Consider the following 17,163-nt stretch of genomic DNA (forward strand, 5'->3'; position numbering starts at 1 on the left):
AAGAAAAGCACCAATCTGTACATTGTTGTTGATAATGATTCTCAATACAATTGGCATCAATTGTTATAGACGTCATAACAACAACTTCACACTTTATTCATTTTGAACTAAAAACGCTGAATAAAGCGTGGTCTCCTGTTGGTTTACATTTAGGGAAATACCATAAATGGCACAGATCAAAAGCCGCAAACACAATCGCTCTGCGCAACTGATGGCTTTAGCCGCCTCTCTTCCACTACTTGCACATGCCGCAAGCCCTGAAGATGACGTCACCCACTTACCCACCATTACGGTTAAATCAGAAGCCGAAAGCAAATACAAGGCAGACAGTTTAAGCTCTGCAAAATACACACAGCCGTTGTTGGATACTCCACAAACTATATCTGTAATTAAAAAAGAAATCTTGCAGGAGCAAGGTGCAACCTCGTTGGTTGAAGCCTTACGCAACACTCCAGGCATTACCCTGCAACTTGGTGAAAATGGTAATACCAGCGCAGGCGATGCCTTTCAAATGCGAGGTTTTTCTACCCAAACCTCTACTTATGTCGATGGTATTCGCGATTTAGGTGCTATCAGCCGTGATGTCTTTAACCTTGATCAAATTGAAGTGGTCAAAGGCCCATCAGGTTCAGAAGCAGGTCGTGGTGCGGCTTCGGGTTATATCAATTTGGTGAGTAAATTACCGCAAAGTGAAAACAGTCAGGAAATTTCTGCCAGCTATAACACCGCAGAACATGCCCGACTCTCTGCAGACATTAACCAAGTCATCAACCCCAATACGGCGTTTCGCCTGAACGTGATGGGGCAAGAAGGTGGTGTGGAAGGACGTGACTATATCGAAAATAACAGTTATGCCATCGCCCCTTCTCTTGCTTTTGGATTAAACACGGCCACACGTTTATATTTATATTCTCAACACATCAGACAGCGCAATATTCCAGATGGTGGTATTCCAACAATTGGCATGCAGGGCTTTTATAACTCAGACTCGCTGTTAGCGACTGCACCTCAAGTCAATCGGGAAAATTTTTATGGTCATGTCAATGACTATGAAGATGTCGATGCCGATATGTTTACGGCAAAAATCGAAAGTGATTTAACGGATCGACTCAAACTGACCAACATCACCCGTGTAGGCAAAACACAGATGAATCGGGTTTTAACAGGCATCAATACAGGTGCAAATGGTCTTCGAACCAATGGTTCATCAAACCCTGCCGAATGGGAAGTGAACCGCTCCCGCCAAGGCGTCGATCAAGAAAATAAAATTCTGGCCAATCAAAGCACTTTAAACTGGAGTGTCAAAACGGGGGCAGTACAGCATGATGTTGTTGCAGGCATGGAGTTTTTAAAAGAACAGCAATCTAGCAAACTCATGGCAACCCAGATGCCTGGCGAAGCCACTGCCGATACACCGTGGGCCAATCTTTATCACCCAGACCGCAATCAAGCCATGCCAGCGCTTATTTATAATGGCGGTTATACCAATGGTGAAACCCAAACTGCCGCAGCTTATTTATTCGATACTTTAAAATTTGGAGAGCGTTTCCAGCTGAACGGCGGTGTTCGGGTCGATTATTATGAAACCGATTATCAGGGCTTAACTTTGCCGCGAGGTGGTAATGCCTTGGTCGCCAAAGACCTCAGTACGCACGACACATTGTTAAGCTGGAAACTTGGCGGTGTGTATAAACCTACTTTAAATAGCAGTGTGTATGCCTCTTATGCCAAATCATTGACTCCGCCAGGCAGTGCCAACTTCACGCTGTCTGAATCAGGCAATGATGCCATTAATGCGCAGCCTCAAGAAACCCATCATTATGAAGTAGGCAGCAAATGGGAGTTATTGCAAGGCAAACTTGCTATGGCTGCTGCTGCGTATCGTACAGAAAATGAAAATCAATCGACCATTGATCCGATTTCCCAGCTAGCCGTGCAGGAAGGTAAAAAACGTGTCGATGGTGTTGAGCTAAGTGCTGTGGGGCAAATTACCGATGCCTGGAATATTTCTGCAGGCGTTGCCCACATGAAAGTTAAACAACTGAATCAACGTTCATCGAGTAGCACAACATTATCTGAACGCTGGTCACCTGAATGGACTGCAAGCTTATGGTCAACCTACGACTGGGCAGGCTTTAAATTTGGTTTAGGCGCTCGTTATGTTGATGAACAAAAACGTGTAGTCACTGACAGCACCGCACCTGCCAACATGCCGAATATCCCAGGCTATGTCGTCTTTGATGCCTTAGCCGGCTACAACTTTAACAAGCATGCTTCACTAAATCTTAACCTCTACAACCTTGCCGATAAAGAATATATCAGCACCCTTAACAATGGTGGTGGTCGTGTGGTTCTTGGACAGCCACGCTCGGCAACTCTTAGCTTGAATTACAAGTTCTAAGCAATTGCAATAAATCTATAGCGTAGCTCAAAAGAGGCTATATAGATTGGTTCGGGTGATGTGTCGCTTTCATAGCACAGATCGCTCGAACTTTTAATACTGAACCATAATGTCGAGTATTCAATTTTTTGAATTATAACTTTCACAGGAAGAATCAATATGATGCTTCACATTCCTAACGTACTCAGTAAAGTGCAAGTCCAACAGATTCGCGCTGAATTGGACACTGCAGCTGCATGGCAAAATGGTCAATTCAGTGCAGGCGCACAAGCACAGAAAATTAAACAGAATTTACAATTTGACCTGCAGCATCCGAGCTATGTAACTCTGTCACAAGACATCCTCAGTGCACTAAAACAACAGGCTTTATTGCAGTCCTTTGCCTTGCCGCTGCACATTCTGCAACCCATGTTCAATTGTTATCAAAACACAGGAACTTATGGCAATCATGTCGATAATGCCGTGCAATATTGTGCACAAGTACGACGCCCGATTCGCACCGATGTATCCATGACCCTATTTTTAAGTGAGCCTGAAGAATATCAGGGCGGTGAACTGATCATTGAAGATAGTTACGGTAGCCATGCGGTTAAACTCAATGCAGGCGATGCCATCGTATACCCTGCCACCAGTTTACATAGAGTCGAACCTGTCACCGCAGGTCAAAGAATTGCAGCATTTACATGGTGTCAAAGTATGGTCAAAGATGACTGGCAACGCAGTATGTTGTTCAATTTAGATATGACTATTTTGCAATTGCGTCAACAACTTGGAGATACAGCAGAAGTATTGTCCCTGACTGCGCACTATCACAATTTGATTCGTCAATGGAGTCAATTATGAATACCGCACCATTAGCAGCCTTAAACCATATTCCCCCACATTTACAAACCATTGCCGACTATCAAAAACAGGCACAACTACATTTAAATGCAGCCACATGGGCCAATTTAGAAGGCGCTGCGGGCGATGAATACAGTCTAAATAACAACCAAACTGCTTTTGCCAATATTCAATTATTACCACGTCACTTAAATTCTTTTAAAGATGCCAATACGCAGATTCAACTTTTAGGCAAACACTATCCACACCCGATTTTTTTAGCCCCCGTGGCTTATCAACAGCTATTTCACCCGCAGGGGGAAATTGCTACAGCGCAAGCCGCCGCCGCTATGCAAGCACCCATGATTCTCAGTCATTTAAGCACCACCCCAATGGCAACGCTTAATCAGGTTTCTTCTGCGCCAAAATGGTTTCAGCTATATTGGCAAGGCAGCCGTGAAGCCGCTTTGGATTTGATTTTTCAAGCGCAACATTATGCCTATCAAGCCATTGTTCTGACTGTAGATGCACCGCACATGGGTATTCGAGATCGTGAACGTCGTGCTTACTTTCAGTTACCCGCACATATTCAGGCAGTGCATCATCATCCTGTGAGTACAGCAACCCTCAAAGACAATCAGCATGCTCTATTTGATGGCTTAATGCAGCAAGCCGCCACATGGGAAGATATTGCTTGGCTGGTACAACGCAGCCCGCTCCCTATTTTACTCAAAGGTATTTTACACCCTGCCGATGCACAACAGGCGTATCAATACGGCGTACAAGGGATTATTGTGTCTAATCACGGTGGTCGAGTTTTAGATACCGCAGTCAGTCCAATTCAAGTTTTAAGTACTATCCGAAAAATTTTACCGCACGATTTCCCTATTCTATTGGACAGTGGTATCCGCCGTGGCACAGATATTTTTAAAGCATTAGCCCTAGGGGCAAATGCAGTATTAATTGGACGGCCATATATTTATGGCTTGGCAGTTGCTGGTGCATTAGGGGCAGCGCATAGCATCAAGCTCTTAAAAGAAGAATTTGAAGTGAGCATGGCACTTATGGGAACAAGCAGCATTGAACAGATTAACAACAGTTATATTTATCACCAAAACAGCCAATAGCAGAAAAATATTTCACAGCACATGCAGTATATGTAAAAAACAGGGAATTATTACGCTTGCAGATCGATTAACATACAGATATTGGTTTACAAGTGCCATGATTCTACTTTTAGCGATAGCCTCCTGAAAACAGCTTGTAAATTGATAGAATAGACACAATCTATATTTATAGTAAGTTGCCGTTATCCACGCGATGCAACCGCTACTATTCAAGGAGTTTTCACATGATGTTGGCAGATCCAAGCAAAAAATACCGTCGTATGTACCAGCGTGTCGATTTACCAGACCGCCAATGGCCAAATAACGAAATTACCAAAGCGCCAATTTGGATGAGTACCGACCTACGTGACGGTAACCAAGCGATCTTTGAGCCAATGAACATAGAACAAAAATTCAAAATGTTCCAAATGCTTGTGAAAATTGGTTTTAAACACATCGAAATTGGTTTCCCATCGGCATCTCAAGTTGACTTCGATTTCACCCGTAAATTGATTGAAGAAGGTCATATTCCAGATGACGTGTATATTGAAGTCTTGGTACAGGCGCGTGACCACTTAATTCAACGTACTTTTGAATCTTTACAAGGTGCTAAACGTGCGATTGTGCATATTTATAATGCCAACTCACCAACCTTCCGTAACAAAGTCTTGAATGTTGATGTTGAAGGTGCCAAACAATTGGCAATCAATGCAGCAAGCAAAGTAAAAGAATACGCAGCGAAGCAACCTGAAACAGAATGGGTATTCCAGTACAGCCCAGAATGTTTTACTGCAACTGAGTTGGAAGTGGCTAAAGATGTTTGTGATGCCGTGACTGAAATTTGGGAAGCATCGCCAACCAATAAAGTAATTTTAAACTTGCCTGCAACGGTAGAAGTGTCTACACCAAACGTGTATGCCGACCAAGTGGAATGGATGCACCGCAACATTGCGCGTCGTGATGGCGTGATCATTTCAGTACACTGTCACAATGACCGTGGTTGTGGTATTGCCGCATCTGAATTGGCCATCATGGCGGGTGCAGACCGTGTAGAAGGTTGTGTATTTGGTAACGGTGAGCGCACAGGTAACGTAGACGTTGCTGCGATTGCGTTGAACATGTACACCCAAGGTGTTGCACCAGAGTTGGATTTCTCAAACATCAACGAAATTATTGCAACAGTTGAAGAATGCACAGGCTTGCCAGTACACCCTCGTCATCCGTACGCAGGTGACTTAGTCTTTACTGCATTCTCTGGTTCACACCAAGACGCAATTAAGAAAGGTTTTGAGTTCCAGAAAAATGAAGAAATTTGGGATATGCCTTACTTGCCAATTGACCCGAAAGATTTAGGTCGTGACTATGACGCAGTGATTCGTGTCAACTCACAATCGGGTAAAGGCGGGATAGCTTACTTGTTAGAATCGAACTACAACGTGACTTTACCACGTCGTTTACAAATCGAATTCTCACAAATTGTGCAACAACGTACCGATGAGCAAGGCACTGAAATTAGCGCAAGCGAAATCTGGAACTTGTTTAAAGACACTTACGTTGCAGTAAAAGATGCGCACTATGCGACCAAAAACTACAAACTATCTGATGAAAATGGCAATCAAGTCATTGAGTTAGATGTGGTCGTGAACGGCGAAACGCAACGCTTACGCGGTGAAGGCAATGGCCCAATTTCAGCAATTTTGAATGCACTTCAATTACCAATTGATGTCTTGAATTATGAAGAACGCAGCATTAGCTCTGGCGCACATGCAAAAGCGTTGGCATTGATTGAGTTGCAAGTCAAAGGCACAGGTAAATCTGCCTTTGGTGCAGGGGTACATGACAACATCGTGACCTCATCTATTGATGCAATTATTGCCTGCACCAACCGCTTGATTGAACAAGGCGTATTAAGCACAGATCAAGTAGTTGCAGCAGCAGTATAATCTTGCGCTAACATGTAAAAGCATTTTGAAAAGGATACCCCAAGTGGTATCCTTTTATTTATTCATCCTCAGGATTTAAGGCGAATTATTCCCGTGTCTTTTCCAGCTGACTCAGTAGGTATTGTTGTTCCAGAAAAATTCCAATTTGAAGAACCTTTAGAACTCGAATGCGGTCGTGTTCTGCCCCGCTTTGAACTCATGGTCGAAACTTATGGCACGCTCAATGCCGACAAATCCAATGCGATTCTGATCTGTCATGCGTTGTCAGGGCATCATCATGCTGCGGGTTATCATCATGCCGATGATAAAAAAGCAGGTTGGTGGGATGCCTGTATTGGCCCTGGAAAAGCCATTGATACCAGTCGTTTCTTTGTGGTGGCGCTAAACAATATTGGCGGCTGTAACGGTTCTACTGGCCCCACATCGCCTAACCCTGAAAATGACAACCGTCCTTATGGCCCAGACTTCCCTTTAGTGACGGTGCGAGATTGGGTAAAAACCCAAGCCATGCTGTCTGATCGTTTAGGCATTGAGGTCTGGTATTCGATTATTGGCGGCTCTTTGGGTGGTATGCAGGCCTTGCAGTGGTCGGTAGATTATCCTGACCGTCTGAAAAAATGCGTGATTATTGCCAGTGCACCAAAACTGTCTGCACAAAATATTGCCTTTAACGAAGTCGCACGTCAGTCCATTTTATCTGACCCAGATTTTCATCATGGGCGTTATTTGGAACATGACAGCTATCCAAAACGTGGATTGATTTTGGCACGCATGGTCGGACACATCACCTATTTGTCTGAAGAAGCCATGAAACAGAAATTTGGTCGTGACTTAAAATCTGGCAAGTTTATGTATGGTTTTGATGTCGAATTTCAGGTCGAAAGCTATTTGCGCTATCAGGGCGAACAATTTAGCCGTAATTTTGATGCCAATACCTATTTAATTATGACCAAGGCACTGGATTATTTTGATCCTGCACGTGAATACGAGCAATCCTTACAAAAAGCCATGGCGAATACAAAATGCAAGTTTTTAGTGGTGTCATTTACCACCGACTGGCGCTTTAGCCCTGAGCGTTCGCAGGAAATTGTGGATGCGCTAATTAGCAATCATAAACCTGTCAGCTATTTAGATATTGATGCCGAACAAGGACACGACTCGTTCTTGTTCCCAATTCCACTGTACGTGAAAGCCATGCGTGCATTCTTGGGCGGAACAGAACATCTTCAAGCAACCCCACAGGAGGCCGTGTAATGCGTCTTGATCAGCAACTTGCCGAAAAGTGGATTAAACCCAATTCTAAAGTACTCGATTTGGGTTGTGGCGATGGTGAACTGTTGGCACACATGAGCAAACAGCATAATATTCGTGCATACGGATTAGAAATTGATCAAGAAAAGATTGCAATTGCGATCAGTCGCGGGTTAAATATCATCCAACAAGACTTGAATTTGGGGCTTAGCCGTTTTGCAGACCAGTCTTTTGACTATGTGGTCATGGCACAAGCCTTGCAAGCAGTAGATGCACCTGACGTATTATTAAGAGATATGGTACGTGTGGGTAAACAGGCAATTATTACCTTTCCAAACTTTGCGCATTGGAAGACTCGCTCTTTTCTTGCCTTAAAAGGAAAAATGCCTGTTTCAGATGCATTACCTTATATGTGGTACAACACCCCAAATATTCATTTATGTACGTTTCGTGATTTTGAGGCACTTTGTGCCGAAAATAATATTCGCATCATTAACCGACTTGCCGTGAATGGGAATCAACAAGATAGTTTACTCAGTAAGCATCTGCCTAATTTGTTTGGTGAAGTCGCAATTTATCGAGTGAGCGCTCTATGAAAAAACTATTATTAAGCACCACGCTATTGGTTGGACTGTTGAGCATTCAAGCCCATGCAGATTATGTTTCACCGTCATCTTCTGTAGCGAGCCAAGCGGCTCAATATTCAACTATGGATATTAATGGCTTGATTAAAGCAGCCAAAGCAGGTCAGGCAGGCGCACAATTTTACTTAGCGACGAAATATCAACAAGGTAAAGACGTTCAACAAGACAGCCGTCAAGCGTTTGCTTGGTACAAAGCTGCGGCAGATCAAGGTTTATCGGCTGCGCAATTAAATGTAGGCCGTATGTTGGCGGATGGTATTGGCACGAAAAAAGACGAAGTCTTAGCACGTCAATATTTTGAAAAGGCGGCTAGCCGTGGTGATAACCGTGCCAGCTTTAACCTTGCCATGATGGAAGAACAAAAGAAAAACTATATGGGCGCGTATCAGTGGTATGAGTTATCTACCCGTGATGGCATGCTCGACAATAAAGTAATTTCTTTGTCTGAAGGTAAGAAAACCGCTTTGGCAGCTAACTTAACTCAAGAACAAATTCGTCAAGCACGTGACCGTGCTGACCAATGGATTCAAGCGCAATAAATTTAACTACGTTTGAAGTGATCTCAAAGCACCTTCGGGTGCTTTTTGTTTTATCCGAAATAAACTGCCTGCATGGCCTGTAGCAGTTCAGGGCTGAATTCTTCTACTGCAGCAGAACCTAATACCGCATCTATACCACAATGCGGACAAATTGCGGTTTGCTCATCATCACACCAATCTTCAATTTCGCTATAAGCAAAAGTTTCCAGACAGTAAAAACAGCCACAACGCTCACTTTGCTGCAGTAATGCGCGGTGCTGACTCGAATAACGGTAAATCTCTGATATTTTGCTCATCATGATTCCCCTACTTTTTGAAACCTAAATATTATTAGCATGTATGAAAACAAATCTGTGCAAGATTAAACTTTTAAGTCTGCAAAATCCGTTAAAATATCCAATATTATTTTGAATTAAGATCTGAATTATGGCTGTAACTGATTGGCGCGCTCAAGGTACTTTGGTTTTAGCAAGCAATAACAAGGGAAAAATTGCAGAATTTGAAACCCTGTTTGCGCAATTAGACTTGCCTGTGCAAGTGATTCCGCAAGGTCAACTAAATATTGAAGATGCTGTTGAAGATGGTTTGAGCTTTGTTGAAAATGCCATTTTAAAAGCACGCCATGCCGCAAAAATTTCAGGAAAGCCTGCCATTGCAGATGACTCTGGTTTATGTGTGCCTATTTTAGGCGGCGCACCGGGGATTTATTCTGCACGTTTTGCAGGCGAACATGGCAATGATGCAGCCAACAATGAAAAACTTTTGAATAAACTCAAACCACTACGTCAAGACGGCGCAGCAATTGAAGGTATGTTTGTTTGTGTTTTGGCTTTGGTTGAACATGCCGATGATCCATTACCACAAATTTTCCAAGGTATTTGGAAAGGCGAGATTTTAGCAGAAGCTCGTGGTGAAAATGGTTTTGGCTATGACCCGCTCTTTTGGTTGCCTGAATTGGGAGTGTCGAGCGCAGAAATGTCGAAAGCAGAAAAGAATAAAATCAGTCACCGTGGTCAGGCGATGCAACTGTTTAAAGCAAGTTTACAAGCTTAGATTTAACAGATGTGATTGATCTTACAGCCCGTTTTCAAACACGGGCTGTTTTATTTTCAAGCTTTACAAATCAGGTCAAACATCCCTTGTCGTCAAATCGCAACACATTCGTCACCGCATTGTCATACAGACCTGTTGAGATAGGCTCAACTATTGAGAGGTCTAAATCATGGCAGGATTATCTATTTGGCACGTGCTGATTTTTGCAATTGTGGTCATTTTATTATTTGGTACATCTAAGCTTAAAAACTTAGGTAAAGATGTAGGTGGCGCGGTCAAAGATTTTAAAAAATCAATAAAAGATGATGAGGCAGAAGCGGCGCAACTGAAAGAACCTCGTACGATTGAACATCAAGCCAATAGCAGTGATGTAAATTCGACTGTAAAGCATTAAGGCTGAGGGTTTGAGATTATGCTCAATATTGGAATGACGGAACTGCTGATTTTCGGCATCATTGCATTATTGGTGCTGGGTCCTGAAAAACTCCCTGAAGCAGCGCGTTTTGTCGGCAAGTGGTACGCTAAAATTAAACGTATGGTCAGTAATGTTCAAAATGACATTGACCGCGAATTGCGTTTATCTGAATTACGCGAGCAAATGCAGCAAGAAATGGCGCGTATTCAGGAACTTGAAGCAAAGATGCAAGCACAAATGCATGAAATGCAGCAAGAAAAAATATTTGAAGATACAACTGCAAAAAGCACACATTCCCCGCATGCCGTATCAAAAAATACCTTACAACAGCATCATTACACCTTGGTTTTAAATACTGAAAAAACCTCTGCGGTGTTACTCCCTAAAACTAAAATGACATCACATTCAAATTTATCTGCGCTACAACATACTACAGCGCCCTATACTGAAATGAAGGTTGCAGTATGAGCCAATCAAACGCTTCTGAGCTTTCACATTTGCCTGTGAAGGCAGAGCAAGCCGCATTAGAAGAAATGCCAATTACCAAGCACTTGATGGTGCTGCGTAATCATCTTTTTAAAATTGTAGGGCTTATTCTTGCCTTATTCTTCTGTTTATTGCCCTTTGCCAATAAAACTTATCAAGTATTGTCGGAACCATTACGTGCACAGTTGCCACATACATCAACCATGATTGCGACTGATGTTACCGCAACCTTTATGGCGCCGTTTAAACTAAACTTTTTTGTCGCGCTGTTCATTGCGATGCCATTTATTTTGTATCAGATTTGGGCATTCGTAAAACCAGCGTTATATGAAAAAGAAAAAAGTTTGGCGCTGCCTTTGCTGATCGGCAGTATTTGCTTGTTCTATATCGGAATTAGCTTTGCTTACTTTGTCGCCTTGCCATCCATTCTGCACTTTTTCATTAGCGTTTCCCCTGAAACAGTCGCCCCGATGACCGACATTAATAGCTATCTTACGTTTTGTTTGAAGCTGTTTTTGGTTTTTGGTTTTACCTTTGAGATTCCAATTGTCACACTTTTGCTGATTATGATTGGTGTCGTGTCTACGCAAACTTTGGTTGAAAAACGTCGCTTTATTATTGTTGGCTGTTTTTTTGTGGCCATGTTTGTCACACCGCCAGACGCTTTATCGATGATCATGCTTGCCATTCCGATGTGGATGCTGTTTGAAATTGGTTTGTTTTTTGGCAAATTAATTGAGAAGCGCCGAGTCAGTCACAGCTAATCTAAAATATTGAATTTTAAAAAGAAGCACATGATTGCTTCTTTTTTTGTGCGTGTAGATCACAACTGAACGGATTTAATCAGTTTGACACATAAGCTTAACCCGCATGTCATGTTTAGCCACTAATTTACATATAACTTTCAAACGACTAAGCAATTTGCTAGGAAAAAAAATGACTGATTTTATGCCTTACAATGAAGATCAAGAGTTAGATAATAACACTTCAGACAATACGCACTTTCGTGACATTCTAGAACAACGCATGAGCCGTCGCAGTTTAATTAAAAAAACTGCAAGCGGTGCAGCAGCTTTAGCTTTAGCTTCTTCTTTATCTGCATGTAGTGATGATGATGAAGATACAAATGTAACACCACCAACAAGTAAAGAAGAACCCAATACCAAGCCTGAAACATTAACATTTAAAGCTGTAGATAAAAATTTAAATGATATTGTTACTGTTCCTGAAGGTTACCAAGCAACTGTATTATATGCTTTAGGTGACTCAATCAATCCTTCTTATAGCAATTGGAATGCAGATGCAGATGTTCCATCTGGCCCAAGTTTCCAATTCCGCTCTGGTGACTGTCACGATGGCATGAGCTATTTTGGCTTAAGTACTAAAACTGGTCGTTATGATGAAAATGCATCAGATCATGGCTTATTGGTTTTGAACCACGAATATATCAACCAAACCTTCTTACATCCAAAAGGCGCAACTAAAAAGGATGGACGTCGCCCAGAAGATGAAGTGATTCGTGAAGTAAATGCACACGGTGTTTCAGTCGTTCATATTAAGAAAAATGCTGAAACTCAAGCTGTAGAGATTGTGAAGTCATCACCATTTAACCGTCGTATTACAGCTTCGACTGTCATGGATTTTGCAGGGCCTGTAGCTGGTTCTCCATTACTGCACACAGCATTCTCTCCCGCTGGTCGTCAAACTCGAGGCACACAAAATAACTGTGGTAATGGTTATACACCATGGGGCACTTATTTAACTGCTGAAGAAAATTTTATTGGTTATTTCCAACGCTCAGGTACAGACCAATACTCAGCCCGTAGTGAAGCTGAAAAAATAGCACTTAAACGCTATGGCTTAGGCTTAGAGATCTCTTATCAAACTGAAAAAAATGCAGACGGTAGTGTTAAACGTGATGCGAAAAACAACATCATTTATATTTTAGATGCTGATGTTAAAAAAATTCCAGAACGCGATGAGCAAGATCGCATCGTGTATTTGAATAAATCTTCACGCTATGGTTGGGAAACAGCAGAAGCTGGTTTTGAATCTCAAGACATGTATGATCGTTGGGCTGCTAACGTAACCAAAGAGTCTGCAACTCAAGACTATCGTAATGCGCCAAATACATTTGGCTGGATTGTAGAAATTGATCCATTCGATAGCCGCTCAAACCCAGTAAAACGTACTGCATTAGGTCGTTTTGCTCACGAAGACTGTCGCGCCAGCCGCGCAATTAAAGGGCAAAAATTTGCATTCTATATGGGCGATGACTCGCGCGGTGAGTACATCTACAAATTTGTATCAGATGCAACATGGGATCCTAAAGATGTGAATGGTGGTTATCGAGCTGGCGACAAATATATGAATTCAGGGAAATTCTATGTCGCTAAATTTAATGCATCAGGCACAGGAGAGTGGATTGAACTGGCTTATGGTAAAAATGGCTTAACCGAAACAAACGCTATTTACCCATTTAGCTCACAAGCGGATGTCCTTACTTTTGCTCGTCTTGCAGCAGATGCTGTAGGAGCTACAAAAATGGATCGTCCAGAATGGGTTGCTGTAAACCCTGAAAATGGTGAAGTGTACGTGACTTTAACCAATAACTCGAACCGTGGTTCAAGCTATGCAACAGATCCTGCAAACCCACGTAACTACACCGATCCTGAAGGTGGTAAAGGTAACGTCAATGGTCATATTATCCGCTTTAAAGAAGAGAATACTGCAGCAACATCATTTGAATGGGATATCTATCTATTTGGTGCTGAAGCAAGTATGGATCCGACAATTAACCTTTCTAATTTAAGCGATGCAAACGACTTCTCAAGTCCAGATGGTATGTGGTTTGACCCACGTGGTGTTCTTTGGATTCAAACAGATGATGGCGCATATACAGATGTTACAAACTGTATGATGTTAGCAGCACTACCTGGTCAAGTTGGTGATGGCGGTGTTGTAAAAACTGTTGGTGATCAAAGTACAATTGCTGGTGCTCAAGTCACCGATAAAAACTTACGTCGCTTCCTTGTTGGGCCAAAAGAATGTGAAATTACAGGTGTAACCATGACACCTGACTACAAAGCAATCTTTATTAACGTTCAGCACCCAGGTGAAGATTCAAAGAGTTTTGATGCGCCAAGCAGCCATTGGCCTGCAACACAAACTGACATGAACAATAAAACTGCACGTCCTCGTTCAGCAACGGTTGTCATCACCCGTAAAGACGGCAAAGCAATTACTGGATAACATCCATAAATTAAAAATGCCGACATCACGTCGGCATTTTTTATGCCTCAATGTTCAACTGTTGCTGCACAATATCTCCCTTTTGCTCACCATATTGTGTTTTTTCCAGCCATGTAAATTGCTGCGCCTGCATACGTAAAAAATTGGAACAACGTGTACCGTAAAGTGGACTTTGAATAAAAGTCGATGACAACAACGCTTCCATCTCCAATGAAATCCCTGTTTGCGGTAACAATTCAGATGCAACTTTGCGTTCATCTTGCAAAATATCCCACGCCGCAGCATTTAGCTCTGCCGTTGCAAGATCAGGCAATTGCAGCATCGGTAAAAACTCCTGCGTAAAGCGTTTGCGTAAGCGTGCAGTTTTCTCCCAAGGGTCACTCATCAATCCATTCGACACCACATAAACGCCTTTAGCTAAAACCTGCGGCGCTTCTCCACGGTTACTCATGTACACCGCTTGAGTGGTGTCACCCACAAATAAATTAAAACCTGCATATTCACATTGCTGTTTTTCTATGGCTTGCGCAAAACGGATAGGCGTTTGCTCAGATTCTAAAAAAGCCTGAATAATATGCCCACGTGAAGTTGGATATTCACGAACATCATTCGCATCACGATAATTGGTAATCACAGCCCAGCGTCCCGATGGGGTAATGCCCATCCACGTACCGCCCGATTCTAAATCTTGCCCTGCAACAATTGGACTATCAGACCATGCTGCCAGTGCTGCTGTCGGACGCCGATAGAACTCATCTCGATTTGAAATCAAACACAGTGGTGTGTCTGTCAAGACCTGCCAAGCCAATGCCACAATACACATAATTTAAACTCTTGATCTTTACACATTGAATGTACAACATTTTTCATCACATTCAGCTAAAATCTGTGCAAAACAGAATCACAAGGAACAGGAATGCTCACCTATCCAAATATTGACCCCGTTGCTATTTCGCTCGGGCCTTTACAAGTCCATTGGTATGGCTTGATGTATTTACTGGCATTTTTATTTGCATGGGGTTTGGCAACTTACCGTGCCAAACAACGTGGCTGGACACCAGACATGGTTTCCGACCTGATCTTTTACGGCGCTTTGGGCGTGGTGATTGGTGGACGTGTCGGTTATGTGTTTTTCTACGGCTTTGAACAATTTTTGGAAAATCCACTGTGGTTATTCCAAGTCTGGACAGGCGGCATGAGTTTCCATGGCGGCTTTCTGGGCGTGATTTTAGCCATGCTGTTCTGGTGTAAAAAATACAAAATGACGTGGTTTCAAACTTTGGATTTTATTGCCCCATGTGTACCTACAGGTCTAATGTTTGGTCGTATTGGTAACTTTATTGGTGGTGAATTATATGGTCGCCCTGTGACTGATCCTAACTTTGCATTGGGGATGATTTTCCCAACCGATCCTTTGCAATTGGTACGTCATCCATCGCAATTGTATCAAGCCTTATGTGAAGGTCTAATCCTGTTTATTGTACTGTGGTGGTTTAGTTCAAAGCCACGTCCACGCATGGCAGTGTCTGCCCTATTCCTGATTGGTTATGGTTTGGCGCGCTTTGTTGTCGAATTTTTCCGCGAACCCGATCATGGTCAGCTCTTTATTGCATGGATGAGTAAGGGACAATTCCTGAGCTTACCAATGATTTTGGTCGGTTTCTGGATGATGTGGTATGCCTATCAAAAGAAAATTTATGATTGGGGGCCGCAAAAAAACAGCTAAGCTACTACCCATTTAAATGCAGGTTTCATCCATTCAGGCGAAGTCAATCTTCGCCTTTTTTATGCTACAGTGCTATCTATTACTTACACTTTTCAGACATCAATATCTCACATGCTTGAATTTTGGTTTAACCCACAGGTTGCGGTCACAAAGAAAATTGCCCTGCTGATGGTGATCGCGCTGGTCACTGCAGCGGTATACTTCTTAGAACCCTTAAAGCTCGATGCGATTTTAATGTTTCTGGCCACAGGTATTGTTTTTTTAATTTGTCGTTACTGCAAAATTCATTTTACTGCACAACATCCCACAGGTTGGTTGGCACGACTATTGACTTGGATTCCACTGGCGTTGTTACTCGCAATAATTTTCATGCAGATTCAACACGGTGAAATTTTACTGTCGGGCGCTCAAGGCATTGGCTTTACCGCTTTGGCTATTTGCCTGTTTTCGCCGTTGGCTTTACTGCATCAACATCACGCTTCCGACACACAATAAAGTCACAACTTTAAAAACTCTGCTATTATTCTTTCTGATTTACTGGGCATCGAATTGCCCAAACAAAAAATATTTCTTTTGCTTGACCAGAGAACGCTATGCGCCAGTATTTAGACCTACTCCAACATATTCTTGACCATGGTGGCGACAAAGGTGACCGTACCGGAACAGGCACACGTTCAGTGTTTGGGCACCAAATGCGTTTTAACCTTGCACAAGGTTTTCCACTGCTGACTACCAAAAAAGTACATTTCCGTTCTATCGTAATTGAGCTGTTATGGTTTTTAAAAGGCGATACCAACGTCAAATATCTACAAGAACATAAAGTCAGTATTTGGGATGAATGGTCTACCGCAGAACAAACCGCGCGCTTTGGTCGTCCTGAAGGTGAACTTGGCCCAGTGTACGGACATCAATGGCGTAATTTTGGTGCAACACAAAAAGCCGATGGTCTGTATGAGCAAGATGGTTTTGACCAAATTGCATGGTTAATCAATGAAATTAAAACCAATCCAAATTCACGTCGTTTAATCGTGTCAGGCTGGAACCCGAAAGAAGCAGGTCAAGTTGCTTTACCGCCTTGCCATACTTTATTCCAGTTTTTTGTGCACAACGGCAAACTCTCATGCCAGCTATATCAACGCAGTGCCGATGTGTTTTTAGGCGTGCCTTTTAATATTGCCAGCTATGCTTTACTAACCCACATGATCGCGCAAGTCTGTGATTTAGAAGTCGGAGATTTTGTCTGGACAGGTGGCGATACGCATTTATATGCCAACCACTTTGAACAGGCACAGTTACAGCTAAGCCGTGAACCACTGGCGTTATGTCAGTTAAAACTCAATCCTGAAATCAAAGATATTTTCGATTTTAAATTTGAAGATATTGAAATTGTAGGCTATGAGTCACATCCTGCAATTAAAGCACCTGTCGCTGTTTAATTGCCTGTTGCTAGATTTATCATCTCAACATTTAAATTGCCCCAACGTCCCCAAAAGATGCTTGGCAGACTAAGAAAATACGAGCCTAA

Annotated in this window: 17 protein-coding genes; 15 read left to right on the forward strand and 2 right to left on the reverse strand. The window is 42.5% G+C overall.

The annotated features are described in order from the left end of the window. Positions 1-166: 166 nt before the first annotated feature. The 7 genes from FTU66_RS07690 (at position 167) to FTU66_RS07720 (ending at position 8,706) form a co-directional block, all read left to right on the forward strand. Complete coding sequence (locus tag FTU66_RS07690; RefSeq protein ID WP_180112589.1) at positions 167-2,401, forward strand: catecholate siderophore receptor Fiu; 2,235 nt, start codon at positions 167-169, stop codon at positions 2,399-2,401. Between the two features lie 159 nt (positions 2,402-2,560). Continuing rightward, positions 2,561-3,244 (forward strand): Fe2+-dependent dioxygenase, encoded by a 684-nt coding sequence (locus tag FTU66_RS07695; RefSeq protein WP_180112590.1) that lies wholly within the window; start codon positions 2,561-2,563, stop codon positions 3,242-3,244. Beyond that, positions 3,241-4,350 carry an alpha-hydroxy acid oxidase gene (locus FTU66_RS07700; protein WP_180112591.1) on the forward strand — a complete coding sequence of 370 codons (1,110 nt, stop codon included), beginning with the start codon at positions 3,241-3,243 and terminating at the stop codon, positions 4,348-4,350. Before FTU66_RS07695 ends, FTU66_RS07700 begins: the two co-directional genes overlap by 4 nt. Before the next feature lie 224 nt (positions 4,351-4,574). Next, positions 4,575-6,272 (forward strand): 2-isopropylmalate synthase, encoded by a 1,698-nt coding sequence (gene leuA / locus FTU66_RS07705; RefSeq protein ID WP_131260575.1) that lies wholly within the window; start codon positions 4,575-4,577, stop codon positions 6,270-6,272. A 93-nt stretch (positions 6,273-6,365) separates the two neighbouring features. Continuing rightward, entirely contained in the window at positions 6,366-7,526 is a 1,161-nt protein-coding gene (locus FTU66_RS07710; RefSeq protein ID WP_004974835.1) for a homoserine O-acetyltransferase, read from the forward strand. Next, a complete protein-coding gene (gene metW / locus FTU66_RS07715) occupies positions 7,526-8,119 on the forward strand; it encodes a methionine biosynthesis protein MetW (RefSeq protein ID WP_004974832.1) in 594 nt (197 codons plus the stop codon). Before FTU66_RS07710 ends, metW begins: the two co-directional genes overlap by 1 nt. Next, on the forward strand, positions 8,116-8,706 hold the full coding sequence (locus FTU66_RS07720) for a tetratricopeptide repeat protein (RefSeq protein ID WP_070153255.1): 591 nt from the start codon (positions 8,116-8,118) through the stop codon (positions 8,704-8,706). The genes metW and FTU66_RS07720 overlap by 4 nt, the downstream gene beginning before the upstream one ends. A 50-nt stretch (positions 8,707-8,756) precedes the next feature. Here the strand turns inward: FTU66_RS07720 and FTU66_RS07725 are convergent, their stop codons facing one another. Continuing rightward, positions 8,757-9,002, reverse strand: coding sequence for a cytoplasmic protein (locus FTU66_RS07725; protein WP_242769824.1), 246 nt, complete (start codon positions 9,000-9,002; stop codon positions 8,757-8,759). A gap of 130 nt (positions 9,003-9,132) precedes the next feature. Between FTU66_RS07725 and rdgB the strand changes: the two genes are divergently transcribed. The 5 genes from rdgB (at position 9,133) to FTU66_RS07750 (ending at position 13,912) form a co-directional block, all read left to right on the forward strand. Then, entirely contained in the window at positions 9,133-9,759 is a 627-nt protein-coding gene (gene rdgB, locus FTU66_RS07730) for an RdgB/HAM1 family non-canonical purine NTP pyrophosphatase (RefSeq protein WP_154320316.1), read from the forward strand. A gap of 169 nt (positions 9,760-9,928) precedes the next feature. Next, positions 9,929-10,153 carry a Sec-independent protein translocase subunit TatA gene (tatA, locus tag FTU66_RS07735; RefSeq protein WP_004974820.1) on the forward strand — a complete coding sequence of 75 codons (225 nt, stop codon included), beginning with the start codon at positions 9,929-9,931 and terminating at the stop codon, positions 10,151-10,153. Positions 10,154-10,171: 18 nt separating this feature from the next. Next, positions 10,172-10,642 carry a Sec-independent protein translocase protein TatB gene (gene tatB, locus FTU66_RS07740; protein ID WP_019836836.1) on the forward strand — a complete coding sequence of 157 codons (471 nt, stop codon included), beginning with the start codon at positions 10,172-10,174 and terminating at the stop codon, positions 10,640-10,642. Next, positions 10,639-11,424, forward strand: coding sequence for a twin-arginine translocase subunit TatC (gene tatC, locus FTU66_RS07745; RefSeq protein ID WP_004974811.1), 786 nt, complete (start codon positions 10,639-10,641; stop codon positions 11,422-11,424). Before tatB ends, tatC begins: the two co-directional genes overlap by 4 nt. 172 nt (positions 11,425-11,596) lie before the next feature. Then, positions 11,597-13,912: a PhoX family phosphatase gene (locus FTU66_RS07750; RefSeq protein ID WP_180112592.1), complete on the forward strand. Its 2,316-nt coding sequence runs from the start codon at positions 11,597-11,599 to the stop codon at positions 13,910-13,912. A 40-nt stretch (positions 13,913-13,952) separates the two neighbouring features. Here the strand turns inward: FTU66_RS07750 and FTU66_RS07755 are convergent, their stop codons facing one another. Next, positions 13,953-14,735 carry an NRDE family protein gene (locus FTU66_RS07755; protein WP_180112593.1) on the reverse strand — a complete coding sequence of 261 codons (783 nt, stop codon included), beginning with the start codon at positions 14,733-14,735 and terminating at the stop codon, positions 13,953-13,955. Between the two features lie 93 nt (positions 14,736-14,828). Between FTU66_RS07755 and lgt the strand changes: the two genes are divergently transcribed. The 3 genes from lgt (at position 14,829) to thyA (ending at position 17,074) form a co-directional block, all read left to right on the forward strand. Then, positions 14,829-15,638, forward strand: a complete 810-nt coding sequence (gene lgt / locus FTU66_RS07760; RefSeq protein ID WP_096901379.1) for a prolipoprotein diacylglyceryl transferase — start codon at positions 14,829-14,831, stop codon at positions 15,636-15,638. Between the two features lie 111 nt (positions 15,639-15,749). Further along, complete coding sequence (locus FTU66_RS07765; RefSeq protein WP_004974797.1) at positions 15,750-16,133, forward strand: AzlD domain-containing protein; 384 nt, start codon at positions 15,750-15,752, stop codon at positions 16,131-16,133. A 98-nt stretch (positions 16,134-16,231) separates the two neighbouring features. Then, positions 16,232-17,074, forward strand: a complete 843-nt coding sequence (thyA, locus tag FTU66_RS07770) for a thymidylate synthase (protein WP_004974795.1) — start codon at positions 16,232-16,234, stop codon at positions 17,072-17,074. The last annotated feature ends 89 nt before the right edge of the window (positions 17,075-17,163 follow it).

The organism is Acinetobacter sp. YH12131 (assembly GCF_013418635.1).
GTDB classification, from domain to species: Bacteria; Pseudomonadota; Gammaproteobacteria; order Pseudomonadales; family Moraxellaceae; genus Acinetobacter; species Acinetobacter towneri.

What these genes read in the sequence shown, in the direction of transcription:
- tatC (WP_004974811.1), top strand. Translation starts at nt 10,639, where the DNA reads ATGAGCCAATCAAACGCTTCTGAGCTTTCACATTTGCCTGTGAAGGCA.
- FTU66_RS07720 (WP_070153255.1), top strand. Translation starts at nt 8,116, where the DNA reads ATGAAAAAACTATTATTAAGCACCACGCTATTGGTTGGACTGTTGAGC.
- rdgB (WP_154320316.1), top strand. Translation starts at nt 9,133, where the DNA reads ATGGCTGTAACTGATTGGCGCGCTCAAGGTACTTTGGTTTTAGCAAGC.
- FTU66_RS07755 (WP_180112593.1), bottom strand. Translation starts at nt 14,735, where the DNA reads ATGTGTATTGTGGCATTGGCTTGGCAGGTCTTGACAGACACACCACTG.
- lgt (WP_096901379.1), top strand. Translation starts at nt 14,829, where the DNA reads ATGCTCACCTATCCAAATATTGACCCCGTTGCTATTTCGCTCGGGCCT.
- FTU66_RS07750 (WP_180112592.1), top strand. Translation starts at nt 11,597, where the DNA reads ATGACTGATTTTATGCCTTACAATGAAGATCAAGAGTTAGATAATAAC.
- tatB (WP_019836836.1), top strand. Translation starts at nt 10,172, where the DNA reads ATGCTCAATATTGGAATGACGGAACTGCTGATTTTCGGCATCATTGCA.
- FTU66_RS07690 (WP_180112589.1), top strand. Translation starts at nt 167, where the DNA reads ATGGCACAGATCAAAAGCCGCAAACACAATCGCTCTGCGCAACTGATG.
- leuA (WP_131260575.1), top strand. Translation starts at nt 4,575, where the DNA reads ATGATGTTGGCAGATCCAAGCAAAAAATACCGTCGTATGTACCAGCGT.
- tatA (WP_004974820.1), top strand. Translation starts at nt 9,929, where the DNA reads ATGGCAGGATTATCTATTTGGCACGTGCTGATTTTTGCAATTGTGGTC.
- FTU66_RS07765 (WP_004974797.1), top strand. Translation starts at nt 15,750, where the DNA reads ATGCTTGAATTTTGGTTTAACCCACAGGTTGCGGTCACAAAGAAAATT.
- FTU66_RS07695 (WP_180112590.1), top strand. Translation starts at nt 2,561, where the DNA reads ATGATGCTTCACATTCCTAACGTACTCAGTAAAGTGCAAGTCCAACAG.
- FTU66_RS07725 (WP_242769824.1), bottom strand. Translation starts at nt 9,002, where the DNA reads ATGAGCAAAATATCAGAGATTTACCGTTATTCGAGTCAGCACCGCGCA.
- metW (WP_004974832.1), top strand. Translation starts at nt 7,526, where the DNA reads ATGCGTCTTGATCAGCAACTTGCCGAAAAGTGGATTAAACCCAATTCT.
- FTU66_RS07700 (WP_180112591.1), top strand. Translation starts at nt 3,241, where the DNA reads ATGAATACCGCACCATTAGCAGCCTTAAACCATATTCCCCCACATTTA.
- thyA (WP_004974795.1), top strand. Translation starts at nt 16,232, where the DNA reads ATGCGCCAGTATTTAGACCTACTCCAACATATTCTTGACCATGGTGGC.